The 18,371-nt window shown below is 65.2% G+C and carries 24 protein-coding genes and 1 tRNA gene; 4 read left to right on the forward strand and 21 right to left on the reverse strand.

Annotation, left to right across the window (positions count from 1 at the left end; genetic code table 11):
* Positions 1 to 37: 37 nt before the first annotated feature.
* Positions 38 to 742: a hypothetical protein gene (locus FHS75_RS12925; protein WP_179408088.1), complete on the reverse strand. Its 705-nt coding sequence runs from the start codon at positions 740 to 742 to the stop codon at positions 38 to 40.
* A gap of 39 nt (positions 743 to 781) precedes the next feature.
* Between FHS75_RS12925 and FHS75_RS12930 the strand changes: the two genes are divergently transcribed.
* The gene (locus tag FHS75_RS12930) at positions 782 to 1,273 is read left to right on the forward strand and encodes a hypothetical protein (protein ID WP_179408089.1); all 492 of its coding nucleotides are present in this window, start codon (positions 782 to 784) and stop codon (positions 1,271 to 1,273) included.
* Between the two features lie 17 nt (positions 1,274 to 1,290).
* Here FHS75_RS12930 and FHS75_RS12935 read toward each other — a convergent pair whose 3' ends face one another.
* Positions 1,291 to 1,812 carry a retropepsin-like aspartic protease family protein gene (locus FHS75_RS12935; protein WP_179408090.1) on the reverse strand — a complete coding sequence of 174 codons (522 nt, stop codon included), beginning with the start codon at positions 1,810 to 1,812 and terminating at the stop codon, positions 1,291 to 1,293.
* Positions 1,813 to 1,860: 48 nt separating this feature from the next.
* Positions 1,861 to 2,994, reverse strand: coding sequence for a flavodoxin-dependent (E)-4-hydroxy-3-methylbut-2-enyl-diphosphate synthase (gene ispG / locus FHS75_RS12940; RefSeq protein ID WP_179408091.1), 1,134 nt, complete (start codon positions 2,992 to 2,994; stop codon positions 1,861 to 1,863).
* 101 nt (positions 2,995 to 3,095) lie between these two features.
* Between ispG and FHS75_RS12945 the strand changes: the two genes are divergently transcribed.
* On the forward strand, positions 3,096 to 4,097 hold the full coding sequence (locus FHS75_RS12945; protein WP_179408148.1) for a zinc transporter ZntB: 1,002 nt from the start codon (positions 3,096 to 3,098) through the stop codon (positions 4,095 to 4,097).
* A gap of 65 nt (positions 4,098 to 4,162) precedes the next feature.
* Here the strand turns inward: FHS75_RS12945 and FHS75_RS12950 are convergent, their stop codons facing one another.
* From FHS75_RS12950 to FHS75_RS12985, 8 genes are all read right to left on the reverse strand, one after another.
* Positions 4,163 to 5,362, reverse strand: coding sequence for a mechanosensitive ion channel (locus FHS75_RS12950; RefSeq protein WP_179408092.1), 1,200 nt, complete (start codon positions 5,360 to 5,362; stop codon positions 4,163 to 4,165).
* 150 nt (positions 5,363 to 5,512) lie between these two features.
* Positions 5,513 to 6,442 (reverse strand): RDD family protein, encoded by a 930-nt coding sequence (locus FHS75_RS12955; protein ID WP_179408093.1) that lies wholly within the window; start codon positions 6,440 to 6,442, stop codon positions 5,513 to 5,515.
* On the reverse strand, positions 6,439 to 7,476 hold the full coding sequence (locus FHS75_RS12960) for a stage II sporulation protein M (RefSeq protein WP_179408094.1): 1,038 nt from the start codon (positions 7,474 to 7,476) through the stop codon (positions 6,439 to 6,441). The genes FHS75_RS12955 and FHS75_RS12960 overlap by 4 nt, the downstream gene beginning before the upstream one ends.
* Positions 7,476 to 8,804, reverse strand: coding sequence for a DUF58 domain-containing protein (locus FHS75_RS12965; protein ID WP_179408095.1), 1,329 nt, complete (start codon positions 8,802 to 8,804; stop codon positions 7,476 to 7,478). The genes FHS75_RS12960 and FHS75_RS12965 overlap by 1 nt, the downstream gene beginning before the upstream one ends.
* A 4-nt stretch (positions 8,805 to 8,808) precedes the next feature.
* On the reverse strand, positions 8,809 to 9,765 hold the full coding sequence (locus FHS75_RS12970) for an AAA family ATPase (protein ID WP_373285018.1): 957 nt from the start codon (positions 9,763 to 9,765) through the stop codon (positions 8,809 to 8,811).
* 20 nt (positions 9,766 to 9,785) lie between these two features.
* A complete protein-coding gene (locus tag FHS75_RS12975) occupies positions 9,786 to 11,078 on the reverse strand; it encodes a DUF4350 domain-containing protein (protein WP_179408097.1) in 1,293 nt (430 codons plus the stop codon).
* Positions 11,075 to 11,713: a hypothetical protein gene (locus FHS75_RS12980; RefSeq protein ID WP_179408098.1), complete on the reverse strand. Its 639-nt coding sequence runs from the start codon at positions 11,711 to 11,713 to the stop codon at positions 11,075 to 11,077. The genes FHS75_RS12975 and FHS75_RS12980 overlap by 4 nt, the downstream gene beginning before the upstream one ends.
* Positions 11,714 to 11,822: 109 nt before the next feature.
* A complete protein-coding gene (locus tag FHS75_RS12985; protein ID WP_179408099.1) occupies positions 11,823 to 12,716 on the reverse strand; it encodes a prephenate dehydratase in 894 nt (297 codons plus the stop codon).
* A 122-nt stretch (positions 12,717 to 12,838) separates the two neighbouring features.
* Between FHS75_RS12985 and FHS75_RS12990 the strand changes: the two genes are divergently transcribed.
* On the forward strand, positions 12,839 to 13,549 hold the full coding sequence (locus tag FHS75_RS12990) for a c-type cytochrome (RefSeq protein ID WP_179408100.1): 711 nt from the start codon (positions 12,839 to 12,841) through the stop codon (positions 13,547 to 13,549).
* Between the two features lie 67 nt (positions 13,550 to 13,616).
* Here FHS75_RS12990 and FHS75_RS12995 read toward each other — a convergent pair whose 3' ends face one another.
* Complete coding sequence (locus FHS75_RS12995) at positions 13,617 to 14,285, reverse strand: RlmE family RNA methyltransferase (protein ID WP_179408101.1); 669 nt, start codon at positions 14,283 to 14,285, stop codon at positions 13,617 to 13,619.
* Complete coding sequence (locus tag FHS75_RS13000; protein ID WP_179408102.1) at positions 14,282 to 15,484, reverse strand: Ppx/GppA phosphatase family protein; 1,203 nt, start codon at positions 15,482 to 15,484, stop codon at positions 14,282 to 14,284. Before FHS75_RS13000 ends, FHS75_RS12995 begins: the two co-directional genes overlap by 4 nt.
* 141 nt (positions 15,485 to 15,625) lie before the next feature.
* On the opposite strand from FHS75_RS13000, the gene FHS75_RS13005 reads away from it, so the two are divergent.
* A tRNA-Gln gene (locus FHS75_RS13005) sits at positions 15,626 to 15,699 on the forward strand.
* Positions 15,700 to 15,808: 109 nt separating this feature from the next.
* On the opposite strand, the gene FHS75_RS13010 is transcribed toward FHS75_RS13005, so the two are convergent.
* From FHS75_RS13010 to FHS75_RS13040, 8 genes are all read right to left on the reverse strand, one after another.
* Positions 15,809 to 16,006, reverse strand: coding sequence for a DUF6961 family protein (locus FHS75_RS13010; RefSeq protein ID WP_179408103.1), 198 nt, complete (start codon positions 16,004 to 16,006; stop codon positions 15,809 to 15,811).
* Positions 16,007 to 16,075: 69 nt separating this feature from the next.
* Entirely contained in the window at positions 16,076 to 16,591 is a 516-nt protein-coding gene (locus tag FHS75_RS13015) for an NUDIX hydrolase (RefSeq protein ID WP_179408104.1), read from the reverse strand.
* 392 nt (positions 16,592 to 16,983) lie between these two features.
* Entirely contained in the window at positions 16,984 to 17,202 is a 219-nt protein-coding gene (locus FHS75_RS13020; RefSeq protein WP_179408105.1) for a hypothetical protein, read from the reverse strand.
* A complete protein-coding gene (locus tag FHS75_RS13025; protein WP_179408106.1) occupies positions 17,193 to 17,378 on the reverse strand; it encodes a hypothetical protein in 186 nt (61 codons plus the stop codon). Before FHS75_RS13025 ends, FHS75_RS13020 begins: the two co-directional genes overlap by 10 nt.
* Complete coding sequence (locus tag FHS75_RS18110; RefSeq protein WP_268234545.1) at positions 17,375 to 17,503, reverse strand: hypothetical protein; 129 nt, start codon at positions 17,501 to 17,503, stop codon at positions 17,375 to 17,377. Before FHS75_RS18110 ends, FHS75_RS13025 begins: the two co-directional genes overlap by 4 nt.
* 56 nt (positions 17,504 to 17,559) lie before the next feature.
* Positions 17,560 to 17,724, reverse strand: coding sequence for a hypothetical protein (locus tag FHS75_RS13030; protein WP_179408107.1), 165 nt, complete (start codon positions 17,722 to 17,724; stop codon positions 17,560 to 17,562).
* A complete protein-coding gene (locus FHS75_RS13035) occupies positions 17,706 to 17,897 on the reverse strand; it encodes a hypothetical protein (protein ID WP_179408108.1) in 192 nt (63 codons plus the stop codon). Before FHS75_RS13035 ends, FHS75_RS13030 begins: the two co-directional genes overlap by 19 nt.
* Complete coding sequence (locus FHS75_RS13040; protein ID WP_179408109.1) at positions 17,894 to 18,334, reverse strand: DUF5681 domain-containing protein; 441 nt, start codon at positions 18,332 to 18,334, stop codon at positions 17,894 to 17,896. Before FHS75_RS13040 ends, FHS75_RS13035 begins: the two co-directional genes overlap by 4 nt.
* Positions 18,335 to 18,371 lie beyond the last annotated feature (37 nt).

Here is an 18,371-nt window from a genome sequence, read left to right on the forward strand (position 1 = left end):
CCCCGCCAGAGCGATCCGGCGGGGCTTTTCTTGGGCTTTATCCCCTGGCCCTGGCGAGTTTCTCGCAGGATCGCAGCGTGAGCAGGTCGGGCCGCTCGCCGCGTCCGCGCTCGATCATCGTCGCGACCCAGCCTCTATCGAAGAGCGAGGCCAGCCCATCGGTGTCGGCTGCGGCTTCCTCGCGCGCTTCTTTCAGAGGTAATTCGCGCAAGAGACTGCCGGTGTAGTACCGGAAATTAAGGCAGTAGGCGTCCCGCTCCACGGCAACGAGCCAGAAGCCGCTCGACAGGACCAGCCGCAGGCTGCGCACGTTGTCGACGGCGATGAGTCCGCTTGCGTGCGCGAGGCCGCGCCGGCGCGCTTCGGCTTGTCGTGCCGCGATCAGACGGTCGGCCAGCCGCGCCATGCGAAAGCCGGGATCGATCACCGTCCCGTGGTTGACCAGGAGCGACTCGCCTCGCTGTCGAAGCACGTTCATGACCGGTCCCTCGCCCCGGTCGCAATCGGGCTCGATCGTGTGGAGGTTGTATCCGACGAGGCGGTCTCCCGACCACGCCCCGACCGACAGCGAGCGACCAGGATTGGCAAGCAATGCATCGAAACCATCGGCATCGCGCTCGGTCAGGAAGCCGCGCGGCACGGTCGCGACGACCTTGAGATAGAGCGCATGGGCAGCAGGAGCGTCTCCGGCGCCGAGCAGCGTGATGCGAATTCTTCCGCCGGTGGCGCTCATATCATCCATCTGCTTTCCCTGCCGAAAAACCGGCCCTAGGATTCTGACATGGCGAATCGAATGGTCCTTGCCGTTGCCCTGACGCTTGCCGCCTGCACGTCGTCGGGCGGCGGCGAGGTTTCGTCCACACCAACCCCGCCCCCGGCCGAGACGCCTTATGGCGTAACACGCGTGCTGAGTGAAACGGATGCGCGTCGCCTTCTAGAAAACAAGGGCGTGACGCTCCAGTGGATCGACTGGAATACGCGCGGCACCGCCATAGTCGAGCCCGCCGAGGACGCATACTGGCACCTGCGCGCCGCACAGTCCGAAGCGGGAGGGCCGGGCCGCGTCTTTCTCGATGGCGATATCGTCGAGATCGGCGAAGGATATTTCACCTTCGACGGGACGGTCCGCATCACCGACACGCCCGACCGCGGTCGTAACTGCGAGGCCGACAAGACCTGGCACTTCGCCGTGACGCAGAACCGCCCGTACTACCGGCTACGCGAATTCGAGTGGTGCGACGGCCTGACCGACTACGTCGACATCTATTTCTGAGGCGCCCGGAAACCGGGCTACTTGTGATGGATGACCATCCGGTCGCTGTGCATCTCCAGCTTGCCGAAGCGGCGTAGCACCGACTGGCCGAGCAGGTTGACCGTCAGCCCCTCGACCACGACAGCGGGCACATCGCGGAATTCCTGCCCGCCCACGTCGAGCCGGTCCAGCCGGATTTCCGCACCGTGCCCCACGCCCGACGCGGTCTGCATGATCGGTTGCATGTCGTTGCGGTCGAGGTAAATGCCGAGGTTGTCCGCCTCGTCCACGGTCAGTGCCACGATGTCCGCGCCGGTGTCGACAAGGAACGGGATGTCCATCCCGTTGACCTGTGCGGTCAGGGTGAACCTGCCGGCGGGATCGCGGTTGATGACAGTGTTCCATTCGCGGTCGAAGCCGTTGGCGGTCGTCGCCAGATGTACGCCCTGCTTTTCGGGCGCGTCGGCTTCGGCCGATGTGCCCGTCATCGCGACCGGATCGTCGAAGACGAAGGCAAACGCCAGAGCGCCGGCAAGGACGAGGAAAAGGTTGCGGCTCATGGGCGCGCATCCTAGCGCCCAGTCGTTACCCAATTGCCAATGTCCGACCTATTCGGCGGCTTCGGCGTGCCCCGCGTCGATCATTCCGTCCTCGATCTCGGCCGCTTTCGCCTCGACGAGCGCGACGATGTGATCGAGCATGTCCGCCGACTGCACGTGGTGGTCGGTCACGCCCGAAAGGTACACCATGTGCTTGCCGTTGCCGCCGCCGGTGATCCCGATATCGGTTTCGCGCGCCTCGCCGGGGCCGTTCACCACGCAGCCGAGCACGGACAGCGACAGCGGCGTCTTGATATGCTGCAAGCGCTCCTCGAGCGCGGTCACGGTGCGGATGACGTCGAAGCCCTGCCGTGCGCAGCTGGGGCAGGACACCACGCGCACGCCGCGCGTGCGAAGGCCGAGGCTCTTCAGTATCTCGAACCCGACGCGCACTTCCTCCTCCGGCTCCGCCGAAAGCGAAACGCGGATCGTGTCGCCGATCCCGGCCCATAGCAGGTTGCCGATCCCGATCGCGCTTTTCACCGTGCCACCGATCAGGCCGCCCGCCTCGGTAATGCCAAGGTGGAGTGGACAGTCGACCGCGTCGGCAAGGCCCTGGTAGGCAGCGACTGCGAGGAACACGTCGCTGGCCTTCACCGCCACCTTGAATTCGTGAAAGTCGTGGTCCTGCAGAAGCTTGATGTGGTCGAGTGCGGATTCGACAAGCGCTTCCGGGCACGGCTCGCCGTACTTTTCGAGAAGGTCCTTCTCGAGGCTGCCGGCGTTCACGCCGATACGGATCGCGCAACCGTTGGCCTTCGCGGCGCGGACGACTTCGGCCACGCGTTCGTCCGAACCGATGTTGCCGGGATTGATGCGCAGGCAGGCGGCACCCTTGTCCGCGGCCTCGAGCGCGCGCTTGTAGTGAAAATGGATGTCGGCAACGACCGGGATCGTCGCGGCACGCGTGATCCGGTCGAAATGCTCGGTTGCCGCCTCGGTCGGACAGGAGACGCGGACGATGTCCGCGCCCGCGTCCTCGCAGCGGCGGATCTGGTCGATCGTCGCGGCGACATCCTCGGTCGGGGTGTTGGTCATCGTCTGGACCGTGATCGGCGCATCGCCGCCAACGGGCACGGACCCGACCATGATCTGACGGCTCTTGCGGCGTTCGATATCGCGCCAGGGTCTTACGGAAGACATGGCGCGCGATATAGAGGTTCCCCGCGCTTCCGGCAACGGGCGAAGCCATACCGCCGATGACAGCGCCAGCGCTTTCCGGCAATACCTGTGCGATGGAAACCATGTCCGCAGCCGCCAACGATCCCGAGGCAGATACGCCGATGCTGTTCGGTCGCGTGCTCGACGGGCGCGGCGGCGGGCGACCGGTCACATGGGACGAGGCGCGCGAGTGGCGTCCGGGCAAGCCTGGCGAGGTGCTCTGGGTCCATCTCTGCCGCGACAGGCCCGGCGTCATGGAGTGGCTCGAGGACGAATTGCGGGTCCCCGAGCCGACCGCCGAACTGCTCACCAGCGACGAGACCCGGCCGCGCGCCTTTCGCGAAGGCAATACGCTTGTTGCGACGCTGCGGGGCATCAACTTCAATCCCGGCGCCGAGCCCGAGGACATGGTGTCGCTCCAGGTATGGTGCGACGGCAAGCGCCTCGTCACCCTGCGCCGCCACCCCCTGCAGACGCCCCGTGACACCCTGCGCTACATCGATCGCGGTGCCGGGCCCTCCGATGCCGGGGCGCTGATTACCTCGCTTACCGAGCGGATGATCGCGCGCATGAACCGCTCGATCATCGACATGAACCAGCATATCGACGAGCTGGAGGAGTCGGACCCCGAGGAGGAGGCCGAGGAGATGCTCGAAAAGATTTCGACGATCCGCCGCAACTGCCTCGCCCTCAAACGCCACATGTCCCCGCAACACGAGGCGCTGGAACGCATCTCGCGCGATTCGCCCGACTGGTTCGAGGAGCACGACCGGCGCGAGATCGCCGAGACGATCGACAGGCTGCGCCGCTATCTGGACGACATCGACATCTCGAAGGAAAGCGCCGTCGTGCTGCAGGACGAGCTGCGGGCACGCGCCGCGGCAAGTTCGGACCGAACCAGTTACCTCCTGACCATCGTCGCCGCCATTTTCCTGCCGCTCGGCTTCGTGACCGGGCTGCTCGGCATCAATGTCGGCGGGATGCCCGGTGTCGAGGACGGCGACGCGTTCTGGATCGTCGTTGCCATGTGCTTCGGGATATTCCTGATGCAGCTCGTGCTCTTCTGGCGCTGGAAGTGGCTTTGATCTGAGCGACAAAGGAAAGGGCGCGGAGCCGAGGCCCCGCGCCCTTCGCCACGCTGAGATTGCGGTCAGGCCACAGGTGGCGGCGGCGGACCGTCGCGGCTCTCCGCCTTCTTGCGCATGTCTTCGAGCAGCTTGCCGGCAGGCTCCCTGCCGCCGAGACCGAATGCGAGCGCCCCGGCAACGGCTCCGCCGATGACCAGCGCCCCGAAGGCCAGCTGAACGATATCCTCACCCACGCCCATGAACTCCAGACCCATGAAGGTGAACAGGATGATCGCCGTCCATTTGACGATGGTGCCGGCAAGCTTGGTTTCGCCGGCACCCGAGATCAGTCGTTCCAGCATGCGGGCGATCAGGAAGCCGACGATGATGACGACGGCTCCGAAGATCACCTGCGCGCCCAGTTCCAGCACCCGGTCGAGGATCATCGTCAGTTCCGGAAATCCGAGCAGGCGGGTTGCCGCTATCGCGAAGAACAGGATGATCGCGATCTGCGCGACGCGAGCGACCACGCTCGATACCGTGGTGCCGGCGGGCAGGATATCGGTTGCCGTCACCGCGCGATCGACGCCGAGCCCCGGCAGGATCTCCTTCAGGATCTGCACGACGAAGCGCGAGATCAGGTAACCGATGCCGAGCAGAAGCGCCGCGCCGATGATGCGCGGAATGGCATCGAGGATCATCGCCAGCATGTCGCTCGCCGGTGCGGACACGCTTTCGAGGTCGAGCGCGTCGAGAGCGAGGATCGCGACCGGAATGATGATCAGCACGTAGACGATCACGCCGATGGTCTTGCTGATGCGGGGATTGCCGGTGAGCGTTTCCGCGCCGCCCCGATTGACCCACTTGTCGAAGTCGACTGTCTGGAGGCTGGTGATGACGAGATCCTTCACGATCCGCGCGATCATCGCGCCGATGAAGAAGATCAGTCCCGCGCCGATGAGGTTCGGGATGAAGCCCATCACGTTGTTGAGCAGTTCCTGCACCGGCGACATCACGCCGCCGAGGTTGAATACCTGCAGGATGGCAAGCAGGCCGAAGAGCCAGATCAGGAGGGAAACGATCTTGCCGAGCGACTGGCCGACGGTCTCGCCCGAGGACGTGCTGCGCCGAAAGAATTCGACACTGTCTACGAGTTTGGCGAAAGCCCACTTGGCGGCTTTCGCGAGTAACCACGTGATGACCAGGATGACGATTGCGAGCAGAATGTTCTGCAGGATCGACATCGCCAGATCATGGTCATAGGCGTATCTTCCCATGCGCATGTATTGACTCCCCTATTTGCGGACGACGAAGGCTAACATGCCTCGGCGTGTAACCCAAACCAGCGCGGAAAGGCGTCATCCAGGGGTCGCGAAACCTTCCATCGACCGCATCGACCATGGAACGGGTACTGAAGATCGGCGCTAGGACATTCAGCCATGCTTGTCCGCCTTCCTTTGTCCCATGCGCATCCCCGCCTCGAGCCGTGCGCGAAGCTGGGTATAGTAGGCGGACAGGAACCTGCGCGCCTCGTCCGCGTCCGGGGCGGGAGAGCGTCCGATCTTTCCAGCGATGGTCTCCTGGACCTTGAGCACCGCTTCGGCGCGATTGTCGCGCAGGACCCTTTCGAGCGTCTGCAGTTCGTACTCGCCGTAGACTGCCAGTTCCTCGTCGCTGAAGCGCATGTCCGGGGACCGGTCGACTGCCGATGCCTCTTCTGCGCCCTGTACCGACATGGCCGCGGCAAGCTTGTGCCGCGGCGCTTCGACCACCCAGGTTCCCGCGATGATGTCGCCTGCGCGCAGACGGTCCCTGTTGAAAAAGGGGAAGAAGGCGAAGATCAGGAACCACAGCAGCGCCGCCACGCCCGCTGCCCCGGCGTCGCCTCCGTCGGACGCCGCCGAGATGAAGACGAGCGGCAGGAACAGTTCGATGTCGCGCAGGAGGTTGCGGGCGATGACCATTTCGGCGGTCAGCCTGCCCCCGTCGCGCGCCGCAATGCGGATGCCGGTGATCCGCTTGCCCGGCGTCGCGCCCTTTGGTCCCAGCTCGAAGTAGAGGAAGTAGGCGTTGCGGAAGAGGAACATCGCCGCGATCCACAGGATGAACAGGAACTGCAAGGCGTGGCCGAGCGCGCTCAGGTCGGAGGCGCCTTCGAGCATGTCGATCGTCCCGCCCGCAATCGTGAGCAGCGCTATCGTCGTCGCGATCATCAGGATCGAGATGAATGCGAAGTCGAGGAACAGCGCCCCCGCACGCGTCCCTCTGCCAGACAATGTGAACGGGAGAGCGATGCCCTCCGGCGTCACCAGCACCCGGTCACGATCGCTACGGCGAAGGCGCGTGGGGGCGTAGGCGCTCACGCCGCGACCTCGCTGCCGCGACCCCGACCGAAGGCGAAGAAATACGCGCACCAGAACAAGAGCATGAACCCGCCGATCGCCAGCCTTCCCCCGGTATCGTCGACGAGCTGGCGCGCGAATCCTTCGAGCATGGCCGCGATCACCAGCATGAGGATGACCCCCGCCATCACCTGCGCCGATCGGCGTCCCGCTTCGGCGGCGGCCTGCAGGATCGAGCGTTCCCCCGGAAAGGCCATCGAGCGCCCGATGTGCAGCCCCGCACCCCCGGCGAGCAGGATGGCGAACAACTCGGTGGTCCCGTGGACCGACAGCCACCCGACGAACTCCAGCGTCAGCCCGGCACCACTGTAGAGCCACAGCATAGCCCCGAGCAGCGCGAGGTTCTGGACCAGCAGCAGCAGCGACGGGACGCCGAAGGCGAAACCCAGCGCGAAGGCGAGGATCGACACCTGCGCGTTGTTGCTGAACAGGTAGGCGGCAAAAGCGCCCATGCCCGCCTGTTCCTGGTTGCCGAAAATGGTTTCTCGCAGCGTGTCGGCGCTTGCGCCGGGAACCCGCGCATCGGCAAGTCCGCCAGGAACGAGGGCGTAGTACCACTCGACATCGCTTTCGACGAGCAGCCAGCCGACGACCGTGCCCGCGACCATCACCGCGAAGGCCACGAGCAGGTCGGGCCAGATGCCGCGCACCGAAGCGCTGAGGCCCCCGCCGAGAAACTTGCGCAACCAAGACCCGAGCGACGCGCGCGGACCATAGACAACGAACCAGGCGCGCTGGACGAGCCCTTCGAGATAGGCGAGCGTCGCCGCATCGAGCGATGTTTCGCGCGCGATCGAAAGACTCGACGCGACGGTGCGGTACAGGACGGGAAGCGCCAGCAGATCCTCGTCCGATACCTTGCGCAGGCGCCCTTTCTCCATTTTCTGGACTATGGACTCGAGCCGCTTCCAGTCGGCCTCGCGTTCGAGGCGAAAGCGATCAGAACGCAGCGCCGCTGCCTCGATGGCGTCGGGGGCGCGGGTCGCCGTCGCCATCAGCCGATAGCCCCGGCGCGCTTGATGGCTAGGTAGGCATCGATCAGACGCGTCCCGATCTGGCGGTAGGGCGCCTCGATCACGTCGACACCGAGGAGCTTGAGCTTGCGCGTGACGAGCCGGCGTTCGCGCAGGAGCGAGTCCGCCGTGACCGCCATCGTCAGGTCCCGCATGTCTGCGGGTTCGCGGTCGGCGAGGACTTCGAGCTCCTCGTCCGCCATCGTCACGAACAGGACAAGGTGGCGCGAAACGAGCCGGCCGATGCTCTCGATCATAAGCTGGGCGCTGGTGGGATCGGTGAAGTCCGAAAACACGACGATCAGCGAACGACGCTTGAGACGTCCTGCCAGCGTGGCAAGCGCCAGCGTGAAATTCGGCTCCTCCGCCCTGTAGTCGAGCGCCGCCGCTGCGGTCTGGATGCGATGGAATTCCTGCGCATTGGCGATGAACGGGCTGATCACCTCGGGCTTGGCTGCGAACCCGAAGAGCGAGACCTTGTCCCCGCCCTTCAACGCGACGTAGGCTGTCGCAAGGGCCGCGGAAACGGCGCGATCGATGCGCGGTACGCCGCCGATCGGCTCGCACATCGCCTGCCCGCAGTCGAAGGCGAAGACGATCTGGTTGTTGCGCTCGGTCTCGTATTCCTTCGCGAAGAGCTGCCAGTGCCGGGCCGAGGCCTTCCAGTCGATCCGGCGACGGTCCATTCCCGGCTGGTAATCGGCCAGCGCCTCAAACTGCGTCCCCTCGCCGCGGATTCGCCGGGCGATCAGGCCGAACTGCGCGTCTTTCAGGAAAGTCTGCAACGCCGGCGAGCGAACCTCGCCGATGTTCGGCCAGATGCGGACTTCGGCATCGTTCCGGCGGGCGATCTGGCGCGCCCCGAGGCCCAGAGGGCCGGTCCAGCGCAGCCAGTCGTTCCCGATCGGTGCCGTCCCGCGCCGGCTCGGCACGGCAAGCGCCGCCCCGTGCCATTCGTCTCCATCTCGTGCCAGCCTCGCCTGGATGCGGCCGCCGGCTGCCAGCCGCGAATCGCAATCGAGAGCGACTTCCACCTGCGTACGCTGTCCGCCCGCAAAGCGCGCCCGTAACGCGATCAGGGCTTCGGAGCCGACCTCGACGTTGGCGGGAGGCTCCACCGAGAATTCGAGCAGCTTGCCAGCCGCCAGGGCATCGAGGATCGTGACGAGGACCAACGCCCCGCACAGCGATGGCGCGACGATCCATGCGCCCGGTGCCACCGCCGATACGACGAGAGCAACAGGTGCCGCCAGCGCCAGAAACAGCACCGCACGCCTCGTCGGCACGATCGGGGCGAGGCGAAACCTCATCGGGTCAGCGCGGCGCCTCCGTCTGTTCCACGAGCGTGGCGACGAGCGCCTCGACCTGCTTGCCCTCGATCTCGGCTGCGGGGCTCAGCATCAGGCGATGGCGCAGCACCGAGGTGCTGAGCGCTTTCACGTCGTCGGGCAGCACATAGTCGCGTCCGTCGAGCGCCGCCCGCGCGCGGGCCGCTCCCGCCAGCAGGACCGCAGCGCGGGGGCTGGCCCCGACGGCAATGTCCGCGCTTTCGCGAGTCGCCCTGATCAGGCGGACGACATATTCGGTCACGCTGTCGGACAACGTCACGCGCTTGACCGCCTCGGCAGCTGCGTGAAGCAGCGCGGGACTGGCAACGGCGCCTATCCCGAGTTCGGCAGGCGAGGGAAGCCCCCGGTTCGCACCGAACCGCGATACGATGCGCGCTTCTTCCTGGGCGCTGGGATAGGGAACGAGCAGCTTGAACAGGAAACGGTCGAGCTGCGCCTCGGGCAGCGGATAGACACCCTGGCTTTCGATCGGGTTCTGCGTGGCGACGACGGTGAAGTGTTCGGGCAGCGGATGCATCGCCCCGTCGAGCGTCACGCGCCGCTCCTGCATCGCCTCGAGCAGAGCAGCCTGCGTCTTGGGCGGCGTCCGGTTGATCTCGTCGGCAAGCAGCAGATCGCAGAAGATCGGGCCGCGGGTCAGCGTGAACTGGCTGGTCTGGAAGTTGAAGAGGTTCGATCCGAGGATGTCGCCCGGCATCAGGTCGGGCGTGAACTGGATACGCCCGAATTCAAGACCGAGACTGGCGGCGAACGATTGCGCAAGGAACGTCTTTGCCGTGCCCGGCGGTCCCTCGAGCAGCACGTGTCCGCGCGCCATCAGCGCGACCAGCAGGTGATCGATCGTTTCGGGCTGGCCCACGATGGCCTTGCCGACTTCTTGCCTGATGGCATCGGCCAGCACCCCGACGTCGGCGAGCGACATAGCCTGGCTGTTCATTTCGGTCATCTTGTCAGCGTCCTTTCGAGCGCGTGGAGGTCCCTGGCAGCGCGTACCATGTCGTGCGGGCGGCGGGCGGCGCGCAAGCGCCTTGCAATCGTGGAAAAAGCCTCGTTCTCCGGCGCGCGGCGTTCACCCACCCGGTCGATCGCCGCCTCGACGTCCTTGTCGGAGCCGCCGCGCGAGAGCGCAAGCGCCCTTGCAATCCGGTCGCGCACACGGGCCGCGTAAGGATCGGCGACGAGGTGCGCGCGTTTCGCTCGCGCCAGGAGCCCGGCCGCGTTGCCGACAAGCGCCCGCTTGCCGAACCCGATCGCCCGTTCAGGTATGCGCGGCGGGCCGAACCGCATGAACGCGCGCCAGCCGACAGCTATTGCCGCAAGCAGGAGGCAGATCGTCGCGGCAAGAAACGGCGGCGTGAACGCCAGGGTCAGCAGATTTGCCGAACGACCGTGCCCGTTGAGCGTCTGGTCGAAAACCACCTCAACGCCGTCTTCCCCTGCAGCCGCGCGCACCAGCGCTTCGGCGAGACGGGCGTTCTCGATGCTGGACATTCCGTAATTGTCGATAAGGTCGGGCTCGAAGACGAGGACAATGGGATGGATCCTTTCGTCCTGGCCGCCGTTGTAGGGCGATTGCAAGGCCATCGCATCCAGTTCCGGGTAGAAGCCGGCATCGTCGATGTAGCCGGCCAGGATGCGTCCGTCGGTGCCCGCGACGAGCGGGACAAGGCGCGGCCCCATGCCCGACAGCACCAGCTTCGGCTGCGGCACCCGGCCCGCGAGACCGGCCCCGCGCCAGCGACCGTCGCGCATCGGCTCGACCGCGACAGTCACGTCGTCGAGGAAGCCCTGCCAGCGCGGCGGCATCGCGCCGGCAAGCGTGACCCAGCCCTTTTCCGCCTCGGGGTCCCTCGGGTTTGCCGGCGCGGCGAGCCATTTCGGCGTGACGATAAGCGTCGGCCCGGCATAGCGGCGGCGCGAGACGATCCGCTCGATTTCCTCTCCATCGGCATGCGCCGGCGGGGTGAGCACGAGAAGGCCCGCATCGTCGAGCGCGCCTTCGCTGCGCGAGCGCCGTATGCTGAGCCCGCGCCGTTCGAGATAGTCGGCCATCGCGGCATACCCGTTGAGGCCCCTGCCGCCGACGTGCGAACCGCCGTCGTTGGTCGGCCCCGACGCCAATCCCGCCCCGATCATCCACAACAGCGCGACGAAGACGATGCCGCCGAAGACCACGAGCAGGAGCGCGGTCCGCACCGAGAACGGATTGTCGGCTGCTGAAGCATCCCCGCTCATGCCATCGCCTCCTGCACCCGGCCCGGCCGGCCGGCCGACAGATCGACGAGCGCGAATTCCGCATAGGCCTCGCGCGCCGTCCGCCAGTCCTCGGCATCGAGATCGCGCAGCGCGAAGAGGCTGCGCTCGACCCGTGCTGCGATGACACCGAAAGTTGACCGCGCGCGGTCAGAAAGCAGCGGGAAGCTGGCGATCTCGCGCGCGGTGCTGGCCGGGATCACCCAGTCGGGACGCGCGCTGGCGATATGCCCGACGCTGCGCCGGAGCAACAGGTGCACGGCTTCTGCATACCGGCCTTCGCCGGCAAGCCGGTCGGCGTCCTCAAGCAGGGCCTCGGCATCGGTCCGGTCGGGTGCCCAGTCGCCCTCCTCTTCGGGCTTGCGCGCACGCAACCTCTCGAGCGTGGGTGCGAGCAGATGCCACAGGATGTAAAGGGCGAGGACTGCGGCAAGCGCGATGAGCACGTACTGCAGGACGGGCCATGAAACGCCGAGAGCTTCGCCGACGGGTTCGAGTATCGATCGCAACCACTCGCCCAGCGTCTTCAGCCAGCCGGGCGTTTCGGGCGGCTTGAACGGCGGCAGTGGTTCGTACTGGATTTCGGTGGCGGAACGGACGGCCTCCCAGTCGTTCACGACGGAAGGCTCCGCGGTCGACCCCGCCGTGCCATCAGCCGTCTGAGCGCCCGCAACCGTCACGCGCGCTTCGTGGCACGGGCGCGGATGCAGCGCAAGCGGCGCGGTCTCAGCCGCGCGCCCGCGCTTGCCGGTAGCTGCCGAGGATGCGCACGTACTTGCAATGGAATGCCAGTTCCTCCAGCGCACGGTCGATCCGCGGATCGCCGGGAGCGCCCTCGATATCCGCGTAAAAGGTCGTCGCGGCAAAGCTGGCGCCGACCTGGTAGCTTTCGAGCTTCGTCATGTTCACGCCGTTCGTCGCGAACCCGCCCATCGCCTTGTAGAGCGCGGCGGGAATGTTCTTCACTTCGAACACGAACGTCGTCATCGCGGTATCGCCGTTGAGGACGGACGGATCCAGTTCGTCGCGCGCCAGCACCACGAACCGGGTCATGTTGTCGTCGGCATCCTCGACGCGGCGTTCGACGATCGTCAGCCCGTAAAGCTCCGCCGCCAGCGCGGGCGCGATCGCCGCCGCCCTTCGGTCGCCCTGCTCCGCCACGAAGGCCGCCGCACCCGCCGTATCGGCATAGGACATCGGCACGATGCCCCTGGACCTGAGATAGTGTCGCGACTGGCCCAGCGCCTGGGGATGGCTGTAGGCGGCAGTAAACGGCCCTTCGCCCAGGCCCATCAGGGCATGATGGATCGCCATGAAGTGTTCGCCGACGATGGCAAGACCGCTTTCGGGAAGCAGGAAATGGATATCCGCAACCCGTCCGTGCTGCGAATTCTCGATAGGGATGATGGCGCGGTCGGCGCGGCCTTCCTTCACCGCCTCCATCGCGTCCTCGAAGCTGAAGCATGGCAGGGGCAGGCAATCGGCATCGTACTCGATCGCCGCACGGTGCGAATTCGATCCGGGCGCTCCCTGCAGCGCGAGTGCGCGCGCCGGGTCGGACATTGCAGCGGCGGCCATCTCTTCGACAAGGGCGAGGGCAGGTGCGGGAAAGCTGTGCATCAGACCCGCGCGCTTAGTGCCCGGATGCGAATCCCGCAATGGGCCTTGCACTGATCGGCTTGCCTTACTAATGCGGCGCGCAACCGCCACTTGGCGTGGGATCGCACGAGGCAAATCTTCGAATGGACGACCGTTTCAATACCATAGCCGGTTGGGCTTTGTTCTCCGGCGTCGTGGCGCTGGGCCTCTCCAGCCTGTCTTCGCATTACTTCAGCGCCGACAAGCCGCATCGCCCGCACGAGATGGGCTACGAGATCGAGGGCGTCGAGGTCGAAGGCGGCGAGGAAGAGGTTCCGCTCGCTACCCTACTGGCTGCCGCCGATCCGGCTCGCGGCGAGGCAGTGTTCGCCAAGTGCGCTTCGTGCCACACGATCAACCAGGGCGGCGCCAACGGCATTGGCCCGAACCTTTACGGCGTGATGGGCGCCTCGATCGGCGGCCACGCTCCCGGCTTCGCCTATTCCGATGCGCTTACCAGCCACGGTGGATCGTGGGACTTCGCGAACATGGACGCCTGGCTGAAGAGCCCGAAGGCCTTTGCATCGGGCACGAAGATGACCTTTGCCGGTCTCTCGAAGCCTGAAGACCGTGCGAACATCATCGTCTACATGAACAACCAGGGCTCCAACCTGCCGCTTCCGCCTCCGCCCGCCGAAGATGTGGTCGAGACTGGAAACGATGGCGAACCCGGAACCGGAGACACTGCCGGCGTCGGGGCGGACCCGGGTGACGGCGCCGGGCCTGCAGGTGCCGAAACGCAGGCCGGCCCTGCAGCGGCGGGCGCGATGGCGCAGCCCGCCCCCAAGGTCGAGGGCGGTGGCGACCCGAACTGATTTGGGTTCGAGACCAGTCGAAACGGAGCGGGCCGGATTTTCCGGCCCGTTTCCTTTTGGAGCGAGGCTACCCGCCAGAGCCCTTGAAGCCCTTGGCAATCACGTACCATTCGGACGAACCCTTGCGGCTCGCCGGCGGCTTGGCATGCTTCACGCTCGCAAAGTGTTTCTTGAGCAGAGCCAGAAGCTCGGCATCGGTGCCGCCGGCCAGTACCTTGGCGACGAACGAACCGCCCTTTGCGAGGTTGGAGATCGCGAAATCGGCCGCGGTTTCGACAAGCCCCATCGTGCGCAAGTGATCGGTCTGCTTGTGGCCGACCGTGTTGGCGGCCATGTCGGAAAGCACCAGATCGGGCGCGCCGCCTAGCGCTTCGTCCAGCGCGGTCAGCGCCTCGTCCCCCATGAAGTCCATCTCGAGGATCGTCACGCCGTCGATCGGCTCGGTGGGCAGCAGATCGATTCCGACGACTTTCGCCTTCGGACAATGCTCGCGCAGCACCTGGCTCCAGCCGCCGGGCGCGATGCCGAGGTCGACAGCGCGGGTAACGCCAGCCAGCAATCCGAACCTTTCGTCCAGTTCGAGCAGCTTGTACGCGGCCCTGCTCCGGTATCCGTCCGCCTTGGCACGCTTGACGTAGGGATCGTTGATCTGCCGATTGAGCCAGCGCGCCGAACTTGCGCTGCGCTTCTTCGCCGTGCGCAGTCTCTCGCCCGGATCGCGGCCCGAGCGGCTCATCGCAGGCGGTCCGTGCAGGAATGCCCGTCGGAGGCGATCAGGCTGCGCAGGATGCCCTCGCGGATGCCCCGATCCGCTACACCGAGCCGGTGCGCGGGCCAGAGATCGAGTATCGCTTCGAGTATCGCGCAACCGGCAACGACGAGGTCGGCGCGTTCGCGACCGATGCACGGCACCTCGCGCCGGTCCTCGACCGACATCGAGGACAGCCTGCTGCTGATCGAGCGCATCGATTCGCTGGGAACGATCAGCCCGTCGACCGCGCGCCGGTCGTAGTGCGGCAGGTCGAGGTGAAGGCTGGCGAGCGTCGTCACCGTCCCGCTGGTTCCGAGCAGGCGCAGGGGCACGTCGGTCGCCATGCGTTCGCGAGCCGGCCCGATCCGCTCGGCAAACGGCGCGAAGCCCTCGGCGACAAGCGAGCGCATCTTCGCGTAGCGCGCCATCCGGTCCGCCAGCGTCGCGCCCTCCGACCCGCAGCTTTCGGTGAGCGACACGACGCCCCACGGAGCGCTTTGCCAGTCGAGGATGCGCGGCACCGTATCGGTGCTCTCGATCAGGACGAGTTCAGTCGACCCGCCGCCGATATCGAAGATCATCGCGGGACCGCGTCCAGATTCGAGGAGCACGTGGCATCCCAGAACGGCCAGCCGCGCTTCCTCGCGCGCGCTGATCACATCAAGCGCGATTCCGGTTTCGTGGCGGACACGCTCGATGAATTCCTCGCCGTTCGCGGCGCGCCGGCATGCCTCGGTCGCAACCGAACGGGCGAGATGGACGTGCCGCCGCACGAGCTTGTCTGAGCAAACCCGCAACGCCGAAAGCGCCCTGTCCATCGCAGCGTCGCTGAGCCGCCCGCTATGCGCAAGTCCTTCGCCGAGGCGCACGACACGGCTGAACGCATCGATAACGGTGAAGTTTTCGCCGGAAGGCCGTGCGATAAGCAATCGGCAGTTGTTCGTGCCAAGGTCGATCGCGGCATACGATTGCCGCCCGTAAGGCCTCCTGAAGCCATTCCCGTTTCGCTTCTGGCCTTCCTCGCGAGATTGCCCTGCGGGGTCGTACGGCCTGCCGCCGGATGAGCGGCTCCTGGGCACCTTTGGCGAGGATTCGCCGGACCTGTGGTCCCGGCGACCCTTTCCTCCGGCGGACTTGCCGCCCGGCACCTCGGCGCTCGCTGCCGGCGGAATTTGCTCCGCCATGATAAAAGCACTCTTCTGCAATTTACCCGCCGATGGCGGGAACCTGATGGCGATGCTAGCGGCCACTTCCACCGGGGGCAAGGGCGGCCCCGGCAGGCGGCTTGACGGGGATCGGAAGGCCGACTAGAGGGGCGCCCCTGTTGCCCCGTCGTCTAATGGCAAGACTACGGACTCTGACTCCGTCAATCGAGGTTCGAATCCTCGCGGGGCATCCAATCTAGCCAAATAATCTATTGATATCGTTCAAATTAGTTGGAACGATTGGATTCTGCTCCCTCATTTGCTCCCACAACGCAGGGGAGGAAATGCCCGGTGACGCGCTCCTCACGTAGGTCTGGTTGCTCTCTTGCTGAGCGCTTCGAATCGCTCCCCCACCTGCCTCCACATGGCTATCCCGTCGAAGTCACCTTCTTCCAGCAAGCGGTCCATCTGTTGCGCGATGTAGAAGTCGCCCTCGTCGCCATGGTGCTTCTCGACCCACAACGCGACGGCCCATAGCTCCTGGTCCGCAGTCAGTGTCATCAGTGCCGCCTCCGGATCGACCAGATCAATTCCATAGGCGCGGCCTTGCGAACAGGGCAAGGCGATCACTCAATCCCTGGTCTGACCTGGCAGGGTTGGCTGCGGAGATGCCCCTGCCGAATATACCTTCTTAGGTTTCTGCAGGTGCTCTCTTAGTAGCTCGACGCGATCTGCCACTAGCCATCCGAGGTCCTGCGGTAATGCCGTCAGGTCGAAGAACCTGGCTTCGAGCAGTTGCCGGCCGTTGGCGACGGGCTTGCCTTCAGCGACCCCGGTAAACAGGTGAACCGGATTGCCAGCGTGCTGGAGAACGCCGATATCAAGGCCGAGATAATCGATCCTGCCAAGTTCGCAGGAGGTCCCTTCGCGAACTTCCCTGATAATGGCCTGCAAGGCCGTTTCGTTCCGGGCAATACCGCCTGACGGGAAGTACCACCGATCGGACTCCTGGTACGAATTACGGACCAGCAGGATGCGGTCGTTCCGATCGCGCACGAGTGCCATGCAGCCGGTGATTTCCGGCTTTCGGATAAGCCACCAAAGATGGCGCAACTTTTGGAGTAGACGTAGCAACGAAAGATTCATGTCTCTTGGCAGTGTGCGATCGGGCAATCGAACCCGGCATAACCATCTGCCTCATGATCCGGCTCGGCGGCGCCAGACAGTTGATTTGTTCCACATGCAGTTTTCCTGCACCCCTCCGAACCGTCAGCGTTTCTGCGCTATTCCCGCCCTTGGGCAATCTCGTGCGACGTTTTGATCTCGACGCGCCACACTACCCAAGATCGTTCCGTTTCTGATCCAGAGCCTGGCTCCAAAAGTGGCCGGGCGCGCATGTCCATCCCATCGATGCTGCGTATTGCGAAGTTAGGATCGGTTGACCTTATGAGCGCGATCGTTAGGACAGCCACCGCACGGATAAGTGCAGCCTTTCAACAGATGCGACCCTTCTTTCCCCCGCTTCGTGCGGGGTTTTTTTAGTGTTCCAGCAGCATCCTGTCCTGCTCATACATGGGATCCGGCACATCGCCCGGGGGCTCTAGCCTGATGGCGAACAGCGGCTTGTCTTCCAGCGTCAGACCGGCGTCAGCCAATGCCTCTGCAAGTGGCTGGCCATGCCCCCACAGGAAAGGCTGGCCCCGCTCGATATCGGGCTGTTTTGCCTCCATGGCCTCCACGCGGCGCTTCAGGCGCATGACTCGGGCCTCTGGAAAATACGGACGATCAGGCACTCGTCATCCCCGAGCGGTCCGTTCTCCGCTTCATAGGCAGCACGAGCCTCCGCCTCGGTCTGACCCAGACGCACGATGATCCTGTGCCACGCCTTGAATCCGCCTGTCTCACGCTCGAGCGCTTCCACACGTCCCCTCATGCGCATGTCGGTTCCTCAGCCTGCTGCCAGACGAGCGCGAGACCATTGCCCAGTGGCCCATGCTCTGCCTCGTACCGGCGCTTTGCTTCGTTCGCGGTCTCACCGTCCTTGGACAAGATCCACACCGCTGGCCCCTTGAATGGGCTGCCGCTTCGTTGCTCAAGCATTTCGACCCTTCCTTTCAGTCGCATGGCGTACACTCCGGGCGCGGGACGCCGGTCCTGATCCAGATCACGTCCTTGCTGGCCACCGGCTCGGGATCATCAGGACCGAGCACGCGGAAGATCGGGCGACCATCAATGGCCTCCAGCGCCTCCAAACGGTTAGTCAGTCTATTCCCAGCCATGCTCTGGCCTCCTTCGACAGTCCTCTCGTATCGATCGGTTTCGGGTCTGCGGGCATATCCAAGACCTTCAATTCTGCTTCGGTCAGCGGCCACCCCAGCCACTGCTTTATCGCGGGCGAGAGATCGGTATTGCCCGTCTCCATCGCGCTGACCCTGCGTTCGAGAGCTTTCATCGTTTCGCCTCCAGTGCGGTTATGCGCGCTTCCAGATCGCCTGTTTCGACAAGAGCCTTGTGGGCCGTCAGCAGCGCCATGAGCCGTCCTGCCTCGTCGGGTGTCACTTCTCCCACTGCTACTGCCTCCAGCAGGGCCGAGGACGCTGTGACCGTATCCCCGGCAGTTCTGATCGCTGGCAGGTCGAAGCTGACAGGTGCGTCCTTCCTTGGCGGGGCAATGCGATCGAGACACAGCCGGAGAGCGACCGTGTCGCCTTCCATCGCCTTCTCGATAGCCTTGCGCGTGAGCGCCTCGTGTTCGCCTTCAAGCAGCGCTTCGACCGCTTGCGTGACCTTGTGGCGAGTGCCTGGCCGTTTGCCAGCGGGATTGCCGGACTTCCCGGGCTTGAACCGGGTGTCCTGCTTTCGACCTGATTTTGCAGGCCTGTCAGACATTCATGCCCCCCGTGCCAATAGTGTCATTAGTGCCAAT

The sequence above is a fragment of the Novosphingobium marinum genome (assembly GCF_013408095.1).
GTDB classification, from domain to species: Bacteria; Pseudomonadota; Alphaproteobacteria; order Sphingomonadales; family Sphingomonadaceae; genus Novosphingobium; species Novosphingobium marinum.